Consider the following 18868-nt stretch of genomic DNA (forward strand, 5'->3'; position numbering starts at 1 on the left):
AACTTATTTTTTTCTTTCCCATAATTTTTCAATATTCTCATCTGTCATCTTGCCAGCTTTAAATTTAGCTAGATGATCATCATACGTATCGATTTTATAGACTAATAGTTCTCTTACTTCATTCATTTCTGCCAACTTCTTATCTAGTTCATCCAATTGATCCAGTAATAATTGTTTTTGAGCCTCATCAACATCTTGTAATCCCCTTAATTGAGATAATTGAGCAAATTCAATCATCGACTCAATCGATAGTCCTGCACGACGCAGATTTTTAGCTAAGTAAATCCAATTTAAGTCTCTTATTTGGTAATCTCTATAACCACTCTCATTCCGATTAACTGGAGGAATAACCCCCACTCGTTCGTAATAACGCAATGTATCCGTACTCAAATCAAACATTTCTGCTGCTTTTTTGATATTCATATTCATGTCTCCTCATATTATTAATATAATATGATTATAAACCTTAGACCTTACTTCATAGCAATCCATTATTTTTAGTTTAGTAAAATTAAAATAACCGCATCATTTGTGATACGGTTCTCCATTATTAATTCGAAAAGTTCGATAGATTTGTTCAGTCAACACTAATTTCATCAGTTGATGTGGATAAGTCAAGCGACCAAAAGAGAGTTTTTCATCACTTCGTTGCATCACTTCTGTGGATAAACCTAATGAACCACCTATAATAAACACAAATTGACTTTTCCCACGCGTTGTTAGTTTGTCTAGTTCATTAGCAAATTCTTCTGATGATAATTGTTTTCCTTCAATCGCCAAAGCGAAGACATAATCTTGATCACTCACCTTACTTAAAATACGTTGGCCCTCCTTCACTTTTACTTGCTCCATCTCCACTGGACTCAACGTTTCTGGTGCTTTCTCGTCTGGCACTTCAATCATCTCTAACTTGCAATATCTACTCAAACGTTTACTATATTCATCTATCCCTTGTTTTAAATATTTCTCTTTTAATTTGCCTACTGTAATAATTTTTATTTTCATTTTTTACCATCCATTCTTGTCATTTAGTCATCTAAAAAGTTATCCACACTTATCCACATTGTTACTCACATAATAAAAATAATATTTTGGTCATTTTGTCCACTTATCCACTTAGTTGTGTATAAGTCTTGTTGATAACTGCCTACTTATGCACAAATTCATACTTTTTCCTTAAATTCATCATTTCTTCATAGTTTAAAAAAATATCTTAAGATTTTCAAGTATTGTTCAATTATGGCCATTAAAATTAGACTAATGACTCAATCTTATCTTATAATAAGTTCAAGTTAAACATAAACTAAAAGGAGGATGACATCTATGAGAAAAGACGTCACACCAAACGAAGAACAAAAAAGAGAATCTGTACATAAAAATAATAATCAATCTACTCAAAAACAATCAGTTTTTAAACGATTTGGTATTTCTTTAGCTGCTGGTGCACTAGGAGGATTACTGGTTGTTGGTGGTTACACTTATATTAACGGTCAAAACGATACTAGTTCTACTCCTGCAACTAATAATACAACAACTGTTGAAAAAGGAAAAACAACCGTTAGTAACGTGAATGTCAATGTTGAATCTGAAGTAACAAAAGCAGTTGAAAAAGTTGAAAATGCTGTTGTATCTGTCACAACACTACAAAAAAGTGATGCTCAACTATCTGAAATAGAAAAAATATTTGGTCGCTCATCAAATACTGAGAACACTGAAGGTGAATTACAAGAGTCTGGAGAAGGAAGTGGCGTTATATATCGTAAAGACAATGGTAAAGCTTATATCGTAACCAACAATCACGTTGTTACCGGTGCTGATGCAGTTAGTATCATGTTAAACAGTGGCAAAAAAGTCGATGCTAAAATTGTTGGTACTGACGCATACAGTGACTTAGCTGTGTTGGAAATTTCTGATAAAGATGTGACCACTGTTGCCGAATTTGGTAACTCAAACAACGTCAAAGTCGGAGAAACTGTTTTAGCAATTGGGTCTCCCCTTGGTTCAACTTTTGCAAACTCTGTCTCTCAAGGGATTATTTCAGCTAAAGACCGTATGATTACTAATCAAACATCTGATGGTGCAATTATTAACAGTAAAGCTATTCAAACAGATGCGGCGATTAACCCAGGTAACTCTGGTGGTGCTTTGATCAATACTGCTGGACAAGTTATTGGAATCAATTCAAGTAAAATTGCGCAAGCAGCTTCTGGTGTGAGTGCTGAAGGGATGGGATTTGCTATTCCAAGTAATGAAGTAGTTAATATTATTAATCAACTTGAACAAGGTAAATCTGTCGCTCGTCCGATGTTAGGAATCAAGATGGTTAACTTAAACTTATTAAGTGCTGAAGACAAGAAAAATGTTTTAAAACTAGATGATAAAATCACTAATGGTGTTGTGGTGGCTTCAGTTGAAAAAGATACTCCTGCTGAAAAAGCTGGATTAAAACAATATGACGTTATCACACAAGTTGATGGTAAAGACATTGCAAGTACTGCTGAGTTACAATCCATTTTATACGCTAAAAAAATTGGTGATAAAATGGAACTAACTTATTACCGCAGTGGAAAAGAAACAAAAACAACTGTCAACTTAACAGAAGACTCTAGCAAATTACAAGAACAACAGAAAAAAGAACAAGAGCAACAACAAACTGAACAAAGTACAAACACTAATCCATTTAACTAAAAATAAAGACTCAACTAGAAAAATATTTTCTAATTGAGTCTTTTCATTTATATCGCAAATAACTCACTGGCTTTCTCTGGATCGGTATCCATTATTTTTACTTGGCCACCCGCATCAATATCATGCTGCTGTAAAATTCCTGTGACTGTCATATTAGCTAGTTCTTTCATATTATTCTCTTTACTTAAATGCCCAAGATAGATATGTTTTGTTCTATCGCCAATGATTTCCGTAGCAGTCAACGCACCGTCTTCATTAGACAAATGCCCTTTGTCCCCTAGTATACGTTGCTTAGTGTTCCACGGGTATCGACCCATACGCAACATATTTGGATCATGATTACTTTCTAATAAATATGCGTCTGCGTTTTTTATTATGCCTTTAACTTGTTCACTACAATAGCCAGTATCCGTTAAAATCACAAATGATTTATTATCTTTATAAAAACGGTAAAACTGTGGAGCGATTGCATCATGTGACACTCCAAAACTCTCGATATCCATATCCCCTAAAGTCATGACTTTTCCCATATCAAAAATATTTCGTTGTTCAAATGGTACATTCCCAATATTTTTTTCCATTGCTTGCCAAGTCAATTCATTCGCATAAATATCTAGATTGTATTTTCTAGCTAACACTCCCACCCCATGAATGTGATCTCTATGTTCATGTGTCACTAGTATCGCATCTAAATCTTCTGGTGAACGGTTTATGGAAGCTAATAAACTGGTGATTTTTTTTCCACTAAGACCTGCATCAACTAAAACCTTTCGTTGAGCAGTCTCAATATATAATGAATTTCCGGTACTCCCACTAGCAAGTACACTGATATTAAAACTTGTTTCTGACACGACGACATGCATCCTTCCTACTGACTACTTATTAATCACTTCAGACACAGATGAAGAAATTATCGCATTCGTAAATGCATTAATTCGTTCTGTTTGTGTCACGTTTTTACTACTCTCAACTGAGACAAACCACGCTGGAATGTACACATTTTTTCCTCTAACGGTAAAAATACGTGTGTAACCTAGATGTAGCCACTTCACTTTATCACCTGACTGAATACGGTTATTTGTATACAAACTAATAATCGCATCTCTTTCAGAAATCACACTCTGTACTTCTCGTAATGGTTCAATTCGGCTGATATGAGTTTGTTTATAGCTTGTTATTTGATTACTATCTGACTTTTCTTGTGATATAACCACAGATAACTGGGAAGTTTCATCATAAAATGGAATTCCCTCATATGTTTGATTATAGATATAATTTTTAAAAGGAATGGTTTCTTCTTTATTTAATACATAATCTTTTCCATATAATACATTAGATGACCCTCTAATAAATTGATTAACAGACTCCATATCTTTTGATTTTTTCACAATCGTATCAGGTTGCACTAAGACCTGACTCGTTAATTGATGATTATTGACTTGCCAAGATTGGTCTTTTAATTGTTCACGTGCATCATCAACTAACTCATCTTCTTCAGCTGATAAATAGTACCCCTCTTTCTTTACTTTTGACAAATTGTCAGGAACTTCTATGTGATCAGCTTTTAAACGTTCTTCTAAATTTTCGGAAATACTTCCTGTTGAAATATAGTCTTGTGTGTCTCTACCTTCTTGGTAAATATAATATAAAAACATATTTAAAAATAAAAATACAATGAAAAAGATGCCTTCAACTCGTCTAAAATCCATTAAGAATGGCCTCCTTTAACCAATATGCTCTCCAACTTTTCTTGTGTCATCCACATATTGTCATAATTCACATACCAAGAAGGAACCAAATCAATGGCTTGCTGCGTTTCCTTATTTTGTTCCCATTTATATCCAATCTGAATATCGGACACTTTTGACATATCCACACCCTTACTAATTAAGCTATCTACCACTTCTTGTGTCGGTACAAGTGTCACAGAATCATCTGAAGGTAACGGTATCTGTAAAGTATCTTGATTTGCTTTAATAAACACGTTTTTGTTTTGTACCGTCGCAGCCATGCTACCTTTCATATTATCACCAAATACTGGAAATCCCTCAACATAATTTCGATAGATTACTTCATTCCCTGTATCAGAAAAATAGCGCAAATTCCCTAAAGAGGAACCCATATCTTCTACATATTGAAAAGTTTCATAATACAATTCGTTAATACTTTCTGAATGATCTTGTTTTAGTTTACCGAAATAATTCACCTCACCAGTCTTACTATCAATCGTCAAAGACTCGCCCTCACTATTGGATAAACTTAAATTTTCTCCTTCGTTTGAAAATAGATCATTAGGTTGATTAAAGAATCCACGGGAAAACGTTGTAAATGACTGAGTTGCGATAATATAACTATACGTTTTAAGCTTCGCGCTATCTGCTAAATAATAAATACCAGCATAATTTAGTTCATCTGTTGGTAAAATAGCATTAACATAATTATTATTCTCCGCATCTAGTATAGAGGCTATACTTGCTATATTCCCTTTAATATCAAATTCAATACCCGTTTTATTTTTATAATCAACAAAGTACAATTTGTTATCATCTAACGACATCACCAACCAATTAAACAGAAAACTCTTACTATCATGTGGTAAAGTTGCTGAAACGTTATTCATATTAATAAACAACGATATTGGTATTGGACTAGGATATACCAAATTAAATAAATCGCGTTTTGTTGTCAAACTAGTTACCTCTGCTGTTGACAACACTTTTGATGAGCCAAATCCTAATGAGACAATTTTCTCATGTAAACTCTTCATAGTTGATTCTTTATTAGTATATAGAAAGTGATCACCACTTCCATGATGATAGAATAACTTAGTTGGCATATAGACTTCTGTCATCTCTTTTTTCTGAATAACGGCTTTTACTTTATCTGTTCTATCTTGAAACTGACGATTAGCAGGTTTAGTCCATATCTTCCAAGACAAAAACAAACTGAGTAGCACCATTAAAATGACACCACTTTTTAACAGATTCTCTCCTAATTTACTCATTCCCATAGATCCTCCTCGTAAGGTTCATAAGGTAGTGAAATAAAGAATGTCGAACCTTTATTCTCTTCGCTTTCTGCCCAAATATTTCCACCATGTGCTAGTATTGATTCTTTTGATATAGCCAGTCCTAAACCAGAACCACCCATTGCACGGGAGCGTGCTTTATCAACACGGAAAAAGCGGTCAAACACTCTACCAAGATTTTGCTTTGGAATACCTAACCCTTCATCAGAAATGCTTAATACGACATTTTTGTGTGTTTCAAGTAAACGACACGTAATCGTTCCCCCATCTGGCGAATATTTCATGGCATTATTTAAAATATTATCTAGTACTTGAATCATTCTATCTGTGTCAATATCTACCCAAATGGCACGCTGAGTAAATTCTCGTTTAATCACATAATTCTTTTCACTATCTTTAATAACCATATCAAAACGATCCAACACGTAATTAAACATTTCATTTAAGTTAACTAATTCTTTTTGCAACTCCACTTTATTAGCGTCCATTCTGGATAATTGAAGTAAGTCATTAATCATGCGAATCATACGGTTTGTCTCTTCTTGTGTGACTTTTAAAAATTGTGGAGCAACTTCTGGCTCTTGCCACGCACCATCTAATAACGCTTCAATGTAACTCTTCATACTTGTCAATGGTGTTCTTAATTCGTGTGATACATTTGATACAAATTGACGGCGTTCTTCTTCATCTTTTTCTTTTTTAGTTACGTCATGTAGTACGCACACCAACCCACTAATGAAACCAGACTCTCGACGAATCATCGAAAATTCAGCACGTATCAAGGTTGTTTCTTGAAAATCTTCACTAAAGTCTAGTAATACATCTTCTTGGACTTCTAGTAAATCTCTAAAACTATAATCATCACCTAATTTTAAAAGGTCTAAAATGGATTGGTTAATCACATCTTCCGTCCCAATTCGAAGTAAGTTCAGTGCGGTATCATTGATCAAAATGATATTCCCTCGTCTATCAGTTCCAATAACACCATCTGACATATGAGTCAGTACGCTATCCAACCTTCGACGTTCCGCATCCATCGTTTCTTGCGTTTCTTTAACACGATAAGACAATTCATTAAAAGTTTCACCTAATTGTCCTAACTCATCTTTCCCATAGACTTCTACCTGACCGGAATAGTCACCATTAGCAATGCGATCTGCTTGCTGTTTCATCTCACCAATTGGCTTTGTAATAGTTCGGGACACAAGTAGTGCAATAATCAAAGTAAAAACTAATGCAATCATGGAAGCATAGAAGAAAATCATCGTGATGTCACTGACTTGTTGATACTTACTTTCAATGTTACTTTTGACATAAAGCGAACCAATAACAGTATCTCCAGTCGGCGAGTAAATTTGTTCAATATTAATAAACACTCGTTGCCCTGTTTGAGGATCTGTCCGCTCTTCTTTTTTCTGATTAAATGAATTAAACAATTCGTAATCATTTTTCTTTCCGACATCTCCCTGAAGATTCGGGTCACTTGTTGCAATTACAATCCCTTTGTCATCTACTAAACGAACTTCCAAGATATCATTTTTGGAAAACTCATCCAATATTCTCTTTAAATTTGATTCTTGTTGTGAATCATCTTTTTTGCTGATTTCAGAACTTAGATTCGTCGCTAGAGTCTCCACTTGATTGGTGACATTTTCTTCAAATGTTTGAATAGTTGATGTTTCTAGCACACGAATAAAAATTGCTCCGATAATCTCAATTGAAATCATCAACAAAAGCACAAAAACTAAAGCAATTTTAAAGTGAACAGATGAAAAAAAGGGCGTTCTCTTTTTTTTCATTATACGATTCACCTAATCTTGTTCTGGATTTCTAAGATAGTAACCAACACCACGACGTGTAATCAACCAATTTGGGTGACTTGCGTTGTCTTCGATTTTTTCTCTTAAACGTCTCACTGTCACGTCTACTGTACGCACATCACCAAAATAATCATAACCCCAAACGGTTTGAAGTAAATGTTCACGCGTCATAACTTGGCCAATGTGTTTAGCTAAGTAATGTAATAATTCAAATTCACGATGAGTCAACTCAATTGTTTCGCCACGTTTTGAAACAACATACGCATCTGGATGAATGGTTAACGCACCAATCGTCAACTCATTATTTGGCGTATCTTCTAATTTAGCTGTCGTATTGTCATGACGACGTAAATTTGCTTTTACACGTGCCACTAGTTCACGATTAGAAAATGGTTTGGTTACATAATCGTCAGCTCCAAGCTCTAAGCCTAACACTTTATCAATTTCAGAGTCCTTGGCTGTTACCATAATTATCGGCGTATCATATTTTTTACGGACATCACGACATACCTCTAGACCATCTTTTTTAGGTAACATCAAATCTAAAATAATTAAATCAGGTGTCACTTCATCCACCATCTCTACGGCTTCTTCACCATCAAATGCGGTAAATACTTCATATCCTTCTTTTGTTAAATTAAATTTTACTATATCTGAAATCGGCTTTTCATCATCTACAACTAATATTTTTTTCACTATCCGTCACCATCCTTTATTTTTCTTCATTTCTATAAAGTCGTCTTTTCTATTATACAACATTTTGAATACTTAAAAAACATTTGAGGTTTTCTGAATTATTTCATAATTTTACGTTTGTTTTCAGTAAATATTACTTATTTTATTTTTGGATTTTGCGTATGTATAAGAAAAAAATGATAAGTCTAAATTGATTGATTTATCAATGTTTATAAACATTATAATCTGTGTTATTTAGCTATCTTCTCCTTTTTCATTGTTACTTTCCTACATATGACTTAAAATTAATATATAAATTAATTCATTTAATTTATTCGGCTAATAATTGATGTAAGACTAGGTTTCCCCTTCCCTTACAAAGTCTAGTCTTACAGAAGCAAAAAAAGTTGAGAGTATTCTCAACTTTTTTTGTGTTCTCTGTTATTTTAATTGTCTTATTATTATTTATTGTGAGATTTTATTGCGTCTATTTTTGATTTTAAGTAAGACTCAATATGACGATCTGTTGGTTCTACTTCTAAACGTTCAAAGACGTTTACCATCGTTTTTAACTCATCATCATCTAAATCATCTACAATAGCTAAAAGATTTTGATTATCCTGTAATTTATCTTTTACTAGCAATCTATACTTCAAACGATTCACAGACTCTGATGTTTTTTCAATTCCTTTTTTTGTTAATTTAGTTATCACGATAATACTAGCAACACCAGTTGCTGCCATGACACATTTTGTTGATTTCTTCATACTCATCATCCTCCATCTCTTTACAACCTATTATACCATTAAAGACTTTTTTCACGTACTAAAAGCCTTTTTCTATTATTTATATCACATTTTCTTACTTTTGTATAAAATAAAAAACGCTGATATACAAGCACCTTATCAAATGCTTACATATCAACGTTCTTCTTCTCATAAATGGGCTGTAGGGGGTTCGAACCCATGACCCACGGATTAAGAGTCCGTTGCTCTACCAACTGAGCTAACAGCCCTAAGAAATGAACAAATTTATTATATCACTAGTTATTTTTTCTCGCAAGAATTTATACTATATTTTACGTGTCTTTATAGGCACAATACGTTGAGAACGAGCATCTTTTTCTTGAATAGCCTCAGCTAATTTATATAAGCAATCAATATCATCTAAGCTACTTGTATCAAGTCCTAACTCTTCACCTAGTGATAATAAATTTTCTTCTGGTGAATGACGCAATAATGAATCTACTTCTACTAATAACATATCGGATAACCCTTTTGTTTTTTCAGCAAGAGCCAATCCTTGAGGGTATTGTTCGTGATAGTATAAAAATTCAAAAAACTTGACCAATACAATGACAGCTTTCTCAAAAAATTTTGGCCCAGCCACAATTTCATGAGGAAAAATATCTAGTAAAATATCTTGTAAAGCTACTTCATCCCACTCACTAAGTGTCTGAAAATGGTAATCAAACATGTATTCACTAACATACAGTATCGTTTGTCGTGATATCATTTGTTCAGAATAGCTTAATTGTCTATACCAAAACGTCTTTTCAAATGTATTTATTTTATTAGTTGATTCCTTCATCGCTTCTTCAAATAAACGATTTGCTTCTTCTAAATGTTCATTTATCATTGCCCCACCATCTCTTCTCATTTCATTCACTCCTCTTTATAAAAAATGAGGGATAAACATCTTGTTCATTAAATATAACGCATGTATTTTAAAATGTCCACTATTTATAGAAAGCGTTTATCCTATCTAATATTATATAGATAACCTAATGTGCCCTGATTATGAGTTTCGTCCGACCACACGACAAAATTGTCATTTTTTCGACATTTTTCCTATTTACTTTTGTTATGTCTATGTCTATACTAGAGACTGTTGTCGTAGATAGATTGTAGATGAATGAAAAAATATATTCGTCCTAAAACACAATAGCTAGTAGCTTTCAATAATTCGAACACAATATCTAGTGTTTAATTATTGACTTTTTTTTATTTCAAGCTATACTTGTATTTATATTACCGGAACAATTTAGGAGGAAATACTCATGGATACAATCACACTGTACACAAAAAATAACTGCCCTCAATGTTTAATGACTAAAAAATTCTTAGCACAAAAAAATGTAGAATTTAACGAAATCAACATTGACAATGAACCTCAATATATTGATTCACTAAAAAAACAAGGCTTCCAAAGCGTGCCTGTTTTAAAAACAATGGATGACAACGTGACAATCGTTGGGTTTAGACCTGACCAACTTAGAACGTTGGCGGTTTAATCATGAATCTAGTCTTTTTTTCTTTAACCGGACAGACAAGACGTTTTATTAATAAACTAGATTTTCCATTTTATGAAATAGATACAACAAATCCTTTTCATGAGATGAATGAAGATTACCTATTGATCGTTCCTACTTATGACAAAGAAGTCACAGAAGTAGTGAACGATTTTATTGAGTATAAAACTAACCAAGAGCACTTACTAGGTGTCGCTGGTGGTGGCAATCTAAACTTTGGAGACTTATTTGTGTTTACTGCAAAAGACATCGCCAAAGATTACAACATCCCTCTCGTCTTTTCTTTTGAATTTAGTGGAACTGATGAAGATGTAAAAAATTTTAAGAAAGTAGTGAATGAATTTGAGTCTAAAAGACCTGACTGATGTAACGTATTTCGAACTTAACAACGAAATCAACCGCCCTGTAAATGATCAAATTCCCTTATATAAAGATAAAGAAGCCTTAGATGCATTCTTTAAAGAAAATGTGGAACCAAATACCAAGCAGTTTTCTTCTATAGAAGATAAGTTATCTTTTTTAACTGAACACGATTATTTAGAAGAAGACTTTTTAAGCAATTATTCGATTGAATTTATTGAGTCTTTATACACTTACTTAGAATCACAACACTTTACATTTAAGTCATTTATGGCTGCCTATAAATTTTATTCTCAATATGCCTTAAAAACAAATGACGGCACACAATATTTAGAGCGTTATGAAGATCGTGTCGCATTTAACGCATTATACTTTGCTGATGGCAATGAAGAATTAGCCTTAAGCTTAGCAGATGAGATGATTCATCAACGTTACCAACCAGCAACCCCATCCTTTTTAAATGCTGGACGTAAGCGTCGTGGTGAGTTAGTTTCTTGTTTCTTAGTCCAAGTGACTGACGATATGAACAGTATCGGTCGCTCAATCAATAGTGCGTTACAACTATCACGTATTGGTGGTGGTGTTGGTATCACACTATCAAACTTACGTGAAGCAGGAGCTCCAATCAAAGGATTTGAAGGTGCTGCAAGTGGTGTCGTTCCTGTTATGAAATTATTCGAAGATAGCTTTAGTTATAGTAACCAACTTGGCCAACGTCAAGGAGCTGGTGTGGTTTATTTAAACGTTTTCCATCCAGACATTGAAATGTTTTTATCAACCAAAAAAGAAAATGCTGATGAAAAAATCCGTGTTAAAACATTATCACTTGGTTTGTTAGTACCAGATAAATTTTACGAATTAGCTCGTAACAATGAAGACATGTACTTATTCAGTCCATATAGTGTAGAAAAAGAATATGGCATACCGTTTTCTTACATCGATATAACTGAAGAATACGATAACTTAGTAGCGAATCCACGTATTAGAAAACAAAAAATTGATGCGCGTTACTTAGAAAATGAAATTAGTAAATTACAACAAGAATCTGGTTATCCTTATATCATCAACATTGACACTGCCAACCGTGCAAATCCTATTGATGGTAAAATCATTATGAGTAACTTATGTTCTGAAATCTTACAAGTCCAAAAACCATCTGTCATTAACGATCGCCAAGAATATGACGTCCTTGGAACAGATATTTCTTGTAACTTAGGCTCAACTAATATTGTTAACTTAATGGATAGCCCTGACTTTGGAAAATCTGTTAAAACAATGACACGAGCTTTAACTTATATCACAGATGCTTCTGATATCGAAGTGGTTCCATCAATCCAAAACGGTAACCGACTAAATCATACAATTGGTTTAGGGGCCATGGGATTACATACTTACTTTGCTAAAAATCAAATGGAGTATGGTTCAGAAGAATCATTAGAATTTACAGATGTGTATTTCATGTTATTAAACTATTGGACTTTAGTTGAAAGTAACAATATTGCAAAAGAACGCAATGAATCATTCGATAACTTTGAAAACTCAACATACGCAACTGGCGAGTACTTTGACATGTATATTAATGAAGAAATTAAACCATCTTCTGATAAAGTCAAAGAATTGTTCGATGGTATTTTTATTCCAACAGCAAAAGACTGGGAAGAATTAGAACAATCGATTAAAGAATTTGGTTTATACCATCAAAACCGTTTAGCTGTAGCACCAAATGGCTCAATTTCTTATATTAATGATACAAGTGCCAGCATCCACCCAATCACTCGCTTGATTGAAGAACGTCAAGAAAAGAAAATTGGGAAAATCTATTACCCAGCACCTTTCTTATCAAATGACACCATGCCTTATTACACGTCTGCTTATGATATGGACATGCGTAAAGTCATTGACGTTTATGCGACAGCTCAAAAACATATCGACCAAGGAATGAGCTTGACTCTATTTATGCGCTCAGATATACCTGAAGGCTTGTATGAATGGAAAACTAATACAACAAAACAAACAACGCGTGACTTAAACATTTTACGTCACTATGCTTTCCATAAAGGTGTTAAATCAATTTACTACGTTCGTACGTATACTGATGACGAGGAAGAAATTGGAAGTAATCAATGTGAAAGCTGTGTTATTTAAGGAGGAGCAATAAATGACTGCGTTAGACAATAGTTATTACCAAGCAATTAACTGGAACGCTGTTGAAGACATTATTGATAAGTCAACTTGGGAAAAATTGACTGAACAATTTTGGTTAGATACACGTATTCCATTATCAAATGATTTAGATGATTGGCGTAATTTTAATGACGCTCAAAAAGAAAATATTGGCTTAGTTTTCGGTGGTTTAACACTACTTGATACGATTCAGTCAGAAAGTGCCATTGAAGCCTTAAGACAAGATATCAGTACGCCTCATGAGGAAGCAGTCTTGAATAACATTCAGTTCATGGAATCGGTTCACGCAAAAAGCTACTCATCCATCTTCAGTACACTAAATACTAAAGCTGAGATTGAAGAAATTTTTGAGTGGACAAATACCAATGCTCAACTACAAAAAAAGGCTGAGATTATTAATGAAATTTATTTAAATGGCTCTCCTTTACAAAAAAAAGTAGCAAACGTTTATGCTGAAACATTCCTATTCTACTCTGGTTTTTATGCACCTTTGTATTATCTAGGAAACAACAAATTAGCAAACGTCGCTGAAATCATTAAATTGATCATCCGTGACGAGTCAGTTCATGGGACTTACATTGGGTATAAATTCCAATTAGGTTTTAATGAACTAAGTCAAGAGGAACAAGAAAAAATGAAAGAATGGATGTATGACCTACTCTTCACTCTTTATGAAAATGAAGAAGTGTACACTGAATTGTTGTATGACAAATTAGGTTGGACAGAAGAAGTAAAAACATTCTTGCGTTACAACGCAAACAAAGCGTTGATGAATTTAGGTATGGACCCACTATTCCCAGATACAGCAAGTGACGTGAATCCAATCGTCATGAATGGTCTATCAACTGGAACAAGCAACCATGACTTCTTCTCACAAGTTGGTAATGGTTACTTACTTGGTACCGTTGAAGCAATGGATGACAATGATTATTTAATTGGTATGTAAAAACAAAAAACTCCCTAACAGGTGATTAGCCTGTTGGGGAGTTTTATTAATTTAAACATACGACAAATCTAAAAATTTGTGACAAAACGCTGACGCAAATTTTTAGATTTGTCGTATATTAATTAAGATAAAAAAGAAATGATTCATACTTATATCTGAACCACTTCTTTATTTAGATTATTGTACTAATTCTTGCGCTTTTCTTTCATTGTCGTAGTCAGCTGAAGTTGCTTTAGTGTATCCTTCGTGACTATAAATCGCAATCACTTCTTTACCTTTGTCAGTATCTGCGATGTTGATAAATGCTTCTTGTAATGCTTCTTTCAAGTCGTCTGTCATATTTTTAGAGTTTGTACTCACAGAGATAGTATCATTATAAATCGCTGGGGTCACACCAATCACATTTGTTTCTTTCCAAATATCATCCTTACGACCATACTCTGCTGTCCAGTTTTCTGCAAAATCTCGACGAGCATCAGCATAAGTTAACACAACGTCTACTTGACCAGCTGCTAACCGAGCAAAAGCACTACCATATGAATCAGATTGAACAATATTTTTTAGATCAGATAATTTTTTATCATAATTTTCAGATAACCATAAACTTGGGTAAATATATCCTGCTGGAGAAGATGAACTCATTACACTCCAAGATAACTCATTTAATTCATCCCAACTAACCTCTTCTCCTTTGTTTACCTTATCTGCTACCGCTTTTCCTTTAGAAGAAGGTCCAGCAATCATCAAGGCACGGTAAGAGTTAGCTTGTTTATCTGTTGGTTCTGTTGGTTTTTCATCATTCCAAGTTTTTGCATCATCTGCATCTATTGACAATCCTGCACGTGTCGCAGTCAAAATTGGTTCTGCTCCTTCATCATATAGCACGTACGTTCCACCTGGGATAAAGCCAATATCTAATGTACCAGAGTCAAGAGATTCCCCCACTGCTTCAAAACTTGTCCCAACAGTGATATCAACATCTCCCACTTCATATCCTTGATTTTTTAATTCTTCTTTTAATAAATTTTTTAATGGTTCTGTCGCTGTAACAATTTCTTCTGGTTCTTTTGAAGGTACAAAGCCTATCGATAATTTATCAATTTTTTTAGTAGATTCTTCTCCACTTGATTTTGATGTATCACTTGATGTATCTCCATTATTTGAACATCCAGCCAACCCCACTGTTAAAGCAACTACACTGAAAAACTTAATCGTTTTCTTCATCAAAATAAACTTCCTCCTAAAAATTTTATATTATTAAATATGTAACTAAATTGTAACATTAATTCAATCGAAAACAAGAACACATATAGATAATATGTCGTATAAATCGCTTTTTACTTACTTTTTACATTCATTTTACTTTATTTTTATTATTTTCTTTTTTGTTTTTGACAAATCGATAAATAATATAAAAAATTATAATTAATAACAGAAGAATGGTTAATGCAATAAATAGATAAAGTAATTGTGTAGGTTGATCATTGTTTGAGTCATTTGTTGACAATTTACTTAGTTTTTTAGCTTCTTCTTTATTAATTTCAAATTCTTCAGTGAATGTCCATTCTAATGTTTGATTTTTTTCAGCATTTAGATGGTTCGTTTCTCCTTTTATATTGGCTGTATAGCGATACTTTCCAGGTTCTATTTGTTGATTCTCGATAAACGTTGGATATTCTAGTACAGAATTAGGGGCAAATTGCATTCGCTCCTTTTTCTTTTTATAAATTTCTTTTCCATCGCTTTGACGTTTAATTGATACAGCTATTTGCATTTTATTGAGATATGCAGGCTCAACGTTTCTAATCACAGCTGTTACACTTGCTTTTTGATTAATTACTTTTGTTTCTATTTTTTCAAGAGATAACTCTGGTAACACATGAATGTTATCTTCTTGTTGCATCATTAATGCAATAACATAAGAAAATTTTGTTTTTACTTTTGTGTGTGAATCAACTGACTCTTCTCCTACTTCATTAACTTGCTCAAATGTTATCCCACCTGCAACTATCCCATCAACAGCTTCATTAGGCATGCTAACCTCTATAGGTATTCGCTTGGTGCTTTTAGGCTCCATCTCAATATCAGAATCGACTTTGACTTGTTTGGCCAAATCAACTGCTAAAGAACTATCTTTTCGATTATTAGCTTTACTATAATCCACCACACCATTAATATTAGTGGTAGCACTCTCTACTGACGTCCTGAGTGTCTTTTTTTCATCAGTATTGTTTTTTATATCGACATAGATTACTTGTGTATCACCTTGGCCGAGTTTTAAATGAAAATAACCATTTCCTTTGTCTATTTGGTTTTGAGGTAGTATTGGTTGAATAGAAAATGTATTATCATTCGCATAAACATTTACTCCTACCATAAAAAAATTACCTATTAATACTATCAATCCTATCATTCGTTTAAAATTCATTCCTACCTCCATAATAACCAATACACCCGTACTCGATTGACAAAAACTCAACCCAATACGGATGTTTGTATTATTTTTAAATATTATTTTTATGGTGCTGGCACCATTGATAGCTTATAAGTCAATACTGTATCATAAGTTGTCTCTTTAGGATTAGCAGAACTTGGTACTGATAGAATCACGGATGATTTTTCTGGGTCATTACTAGTTAATTGACCAATATTACTATCCTTACTATGTCCATATGCTAAAGTCCATGTTCCTGTTCCTTGGTTTTTATCAGCACTCATTAATACTGAGCTGTATCCAGGAATAAGTTCCAATCCTCCAACAACTTGACTATTATCTGCTACTAAGTCTGAGACAAAATGTGTCGGTTTTAATGATTCATCAAACCCTGCTTGTAGCATATTTGGTGAATTTAATTGGCCATTACCTAAAAATAATTTTGCGCCTGTTAATTCTCCTGCTGTGGATGAACTAAATTGTTTATTTTGTAAAACACTTAATACCCAACCAGCGCCACTTCCTCGTTTGTCAGTTACTTGAACGTAGTTGCTACCAAATTTGTCTGAATTATTATACTTTTGAGCAAAAGCACCATAATTTTTTAATTGATTTTCCACTACTTGCTTACCAAAAGACAAACTTGATGCATAATCAATAGATAGTAAGCCACCTGTTCCTGAACCAGGTTTTGATCCATCAGGATTAACCGGATCTAACTCATTGCCAGGATTTTCCGGGTCAAGAGGATTCACTGGTTTATCTGATGTAATAAATGAAATTTGGCCTGTCACATCATATGTAGCATCTTCTTCATTTGGTGCCGGAGTCACAACATCTGCCTCTTCTTTTACAGTAATGGATTGCGTTAACATGTTGGTTTTATTTTGTCTAATCCTAAAGTTGTAATCACCACTATATTGAACTTTAAATCTTACATCCATTTTGGCTTTTCCAGAGCTATCTGCTGTCACGGAAAATGTGTTAGAATAACCTAGCGTTTCTTGCCAAGCATCATCACCCACTTTAGTTGCCGCTACCTGATTCCCTTGAGCAAAACCATTTTGTGCCACTGGAGTATATACTCCAAATTGGTATCCTTCTGATACAGCATTTGGTTTTAACCCAGAAAATTCTATTGTCACTTTGTTTTCTTCTTTAATATTTGGTGTATTTTGATGTACAACAGAAATACTAGGTTGTTCTACAGGATCTTCAGATGAACCAAAACTTCCTGCAACAAATGTTGAGGGGGCATACCATTTATAACCCGCTTGAGGCATTGCCCAAGGTTCAGCTTGCGGTTCTGTTGTGTTTTCTGGTACTTCAAAATCTAAAACAGGTGTTTTAGTTGATAAAGCCACACTTGTTTGAGAAAAATCAGTGTAATTTTCTGTATCATCTAACCAGTCTACTAATTGTAGTAACAACTGAGCATCATCACCTTCTTTAAAGCCGTCATATGTACGCTTCGTTGCACCATTCTCTTCTCGTGTATATTTTGGAGTAATATCCTCTACCAGTGATGAGTCACCAACGAATGCCGCTTTTCCTTGATCTTTTTTACTAATAGCGACATATGGTCCTTCCTCTATTCCTCCACCATTGTATACACCTTCATCTACTGCGTTTCGCCATTTATTTTTTTCTTTTGTTAAGCCATTTGGTGTATAAACAATTCCTTTTGCTTTTGTTGGATCTGTAATAGCTAAAGTCGCTCCGGCGTGCAAACCAACTTTAGAAACACCTTCAGTAATGCCAAATGCATCCTCTACAATCCATTCTTGGCTATCTTCAATATTATCAATAGAATTAAATCTGAATCTAATTCCGAAGGTTTCACTTAACCAATCACTACTTGTTACACCTTGCATCGCGTCAGAATTTTTTTCTTCAGTCGACATATCTTTTGTGATGTCTTCATAAGCACCGCGTCTATAGCCATTAAAAGCTTCTACTGAATCGATTCGATTTTTGTTTCTATCAGCATTATAATGATCTCCTATATAAAATACTGCCCCACCTTGAGAAACATAATCTTCGATAGCTTGCTGTTCACTTGCTTTATAAGGTATATTTGCTTCTGGAATGATAAATACATCATAATCCTTTAAATCTGCTAAAGTAATTGGCGTCAATTGACGTAACTCTTTAACATAATATCCTTTTTCTCCCAAAGCATCGGCAAAATCAGAAAATGCGCCATCAATTACCCAGTCTGCTGCTCCTGCTGTCTGTCCATGGGTATTATCAAATAATACTTTTTTCCCATTATTAACGGTTTGTGACGGTTGAACTTCCGGTGCAGGATCTAATGCTGTTTCTGCTAGTATAGTTGGTGACACTAACAACATACCCGTAATTGTCCCTAAAATACCTAGTGATGAAATAAACTTTTTCATTTTCATGTATAATCTCCTTT

At 33.8% G+C, this 18868-nt stretch carries 17 protein-coding genes and 1 tRNA gene; 5 read left to right on the forward strand and 13 right to left on the reverse strand.

Translation table 11 applies throughout. The features are described from left to right. Positions 1–3: 3 nt before the first annotated feature. Together BW731_RS04385 and rlmH are read right to left on the reverse strand one after the other, a co-directional pair. Positions 4–423, reverse strand: a complete 420-nt coding sequence (locus tag BW731_RS04385) for a MerR family transcriptional regulator (protein WP_079346057.1) — start codon at positions 421–423, stop codon at positions 4–6. Between the two features lie 102 nt (positions 424–525). Beyond that, positions 526–1005 carry a 23S rRNA (pseudouridine(1915)-N(3))-methyltransferase RlmH gene (gene rlmH, locus BW731_RS04390; RefSeq protein WP_079346059.1) on the reverse strand — a complete coding sequence of 160 codons (480 nt, stop codon included), beginning with the start codon at positions 1003–1005 and terminating at the stop codon, positions 526–528. A gap of 318 nt (positions 1006–1323) precedes the next feature. Between rlmH and BW731_RS04395 the strand changes: the two genes are divergently transcribed. Continuing rightward, a complete protein-coding gene (locus BW731_RS04395) occupies positions 1324–2688 on the forward strand; it encodes a S1C family serine protease (protein ID WP_079346061.1) in 1365 nt (454 codons plus the stop codon). A 47-nt stretch (positions 2689–2735) separates the two neighbouring features. On the opposite strand, the gene BW731_RS04400 is transcribed toward BW731_RS04395, so the two are convergent. The 8 genes from BW731_RS04400 to BW731_RS04435 all read right to left on the reverse strand — a co-directional run bounded on the left by BW731_RS04400 (position 2736) and on the right by BW731_RS04435 (position 9870). Beyond that, entirely contained in the window at positions 2736–3551 is an 816-nt protein-coding gene (locus BW731_RS04400) for an MBL fold metallo-hydrolase (protein ID WP_079346063.1), read from the reverse strand. 12 nt (positions 3552–3563) lie between these two features. Then, the gene (locus BW731_RS04405; protein WP_079346065.1) at positions 3564–4397 is read right to left on the reverse strand and encodes a two-component system regulatory protein YycI; all 834 of its coding nucleotides are present in this window, start codon (positions 4395–4397) and stop codon (positions 3564–3566) included. After that, positions 4397–5692, reverse strand: coding sequence for a YycH family regulatory protein (locus tag BW731_RS04410; protein ID WP_158080162.1), 1296 nt, complete (start codon positions 5690–5692; stop codon positions 4397–4399). The genes BW731_RS04405 and BW731_RS04410 overlap by 1 nt, the downstream gene beginning before the upstream one ends. Further along, the gene (walK, locus tag BW731_RS04415) at positions 5689–7515 is read right to left on the reverse strand and encodes a cell wall metabolism sensor histidine kinase WalK (protein ID WP_079346069.1); all 1827 of its coding nucleotides are present in this window, start codon (positions 7513–7515) and stop codon (positions 5689–5691) included. Before walK ends, BW731_RS04410 begins: the two co-directional genes overlap by 4 nt. A gap of 12 nt (positions 7516–7527) precedes the next feature. Further along, complete coding sequence (yycF, locus tag BW731_RS04420; RefSeq protein ID WP_198931927.1) at positions 7528–8232, reverse strand: response regulator YycF; 705 nt, start codon at positions 8230–8232, stop codon at positions 7528–7530. A 440-nt stretch (positions 8233–8672) separates the two neighbouring features. Next, positions 8673–8978: a hypothetical protein gene (locus BW731_RS04425; RefSeq protein ID WP_079346073.1), complete on the reverse strand. Its 306-nt coding sequence runs from the start codon at positions 8976–8978 to the stop codon at positions 8673–8675. 175 nt (positions 8979–9153) lie between these two features. Beyond that, a tRNA-Lys gene (locus tag BW731_RS04430) sits at positions 9154–9226 on the reverse strand. A 56-nt stretch (positions 9227–9282) separates the two neighbouring features. After that, positions 9283–9870: a hypothetical protein gene (locus BW731_RS04435; protein WP_079346075.1), complete on the reverse strand. Its 588-nt coding sequence runs from the start codon at positions 9868–9870 to the stop codon at positions 9283–9285. Between the two features lie 400 nt (positions 9871–10270). Between BW731_RS04435 and nrdH the strand changes: the two genes are divergently transcribed. The 4 genes from nrdH to nrdF are packed head-to-tail and all read left to right on the forward strand — an operon-like array spanning position 10271 to position 14012. Beyond that, complete coding sequence (nrdH, locus tag BW731_RS04440) at positions 10271–10504, forward strand: glutaredoxin-like protein NrdH (RefSeq protein ID WP_079346077.1); 234 nt, start codon at positions 10271–10273, stop codon at positions 10502–10504. 2 nt (positions 10505–10506) lie between these two features. Continuing rightward, the gene (gene nrdI / locus BW731_RS04445) at positions 10507–10887 is read left to right on the forward strand and encodes a class Ib ribonucleoside-diphosphate reductase assembly flavoprotein NrdI (protein ID WP_079346079.1); all 381 of its coding nucleotides are present in this window, start codon (positions 10507–10509) and stop codon (positions 10885–10887) included. Continuing rightward, positions 10865–13027: a class 1b ribonucleoside-diphosphate reductase subunit alpha gene (nrdE, locus tag BW731_RS04450; protein WP_079348554.1), complete on the forward strand. Its 2163-nt coding sequence runs from the start codon at positions 10865–10867 to the stop codon at positions 13025–13027. The genes nrdI and nrdE overlap by 23 nt, the downstream gene beginning before the upstream one ends. 13 nt (positions 13028–13040) lie before the next feature. Continuing rightward, complete coding sequence (nrdF, locus tag BW731_RS04455; protein WP_079346081.1) at positions 13041–14012, forward strand: class 1b ribonucleoside-diphosphate reductase subunit beta; 972 nt, start codon at positions 13041–13043, stop codon at positions 14010–14012. 177 nt (positions 14013–14189) lie between these two features. Here nrdF and BW731_RS04460 read toward each other — a convergent pair whose 3' ends face one another. The 3 genes from BW731_RS04460 to BW731_RS04470 all read right to left on the reverse strand — a co-directional run bounded on the left by BW731_RS04460 (position 14190) and on the right by BW731_RS04470 (position 18854). Beyond that, on the reverse strand, positions 14190–15236 hold the full coding sequence (locus tag BW731_RS04460; RefSeq protein ID WP_079346083.1) for a phosphate/phosphite/phosphonate ABC transporter substrate-binding protein: 1047 nt from the start codon (positions 15234–15236) through the stop codon (positions 14190–14192). Positions 15237–15366: 130 nt separating this feature from the next. Then, the gene (locus BW731_RS04465) at positions 15367–16440 is read right to left on the reverse strand and encodes a DUF916 and DUF3324 domain-containing protein (RefSeq protein ID WP_158080163.1); all 1074 of its coding nucleotides are present in this window, start codon (positions 16438–16440) and stop codon (positions 15367–15369) included. 89 nt (positions 16441–16529) lie between these two features. Further along, the gene (locus BW731_RS04470) at positions 16530–18854 is read right to left on the reverse strand and encodes a WxL domain-containing protein (protein ID WP_079346087.1); all 2325 of its coding nucleotides are present in this window, start codon (positions 18852–18854) and stop codon (positions 16530–16532) included. Positions 18855–18868: the final 14 nt, after the last annotated feature.

This window comes from Vagococcus martis, from assembly GCF_002026305.1.
GTDB classification, from domain to species: domain Bacteria; phylum Bacillota; class Bacilli; order Lactobacillales; family Vagococcaceae; genus Vagococcus; species Vagococcus martis.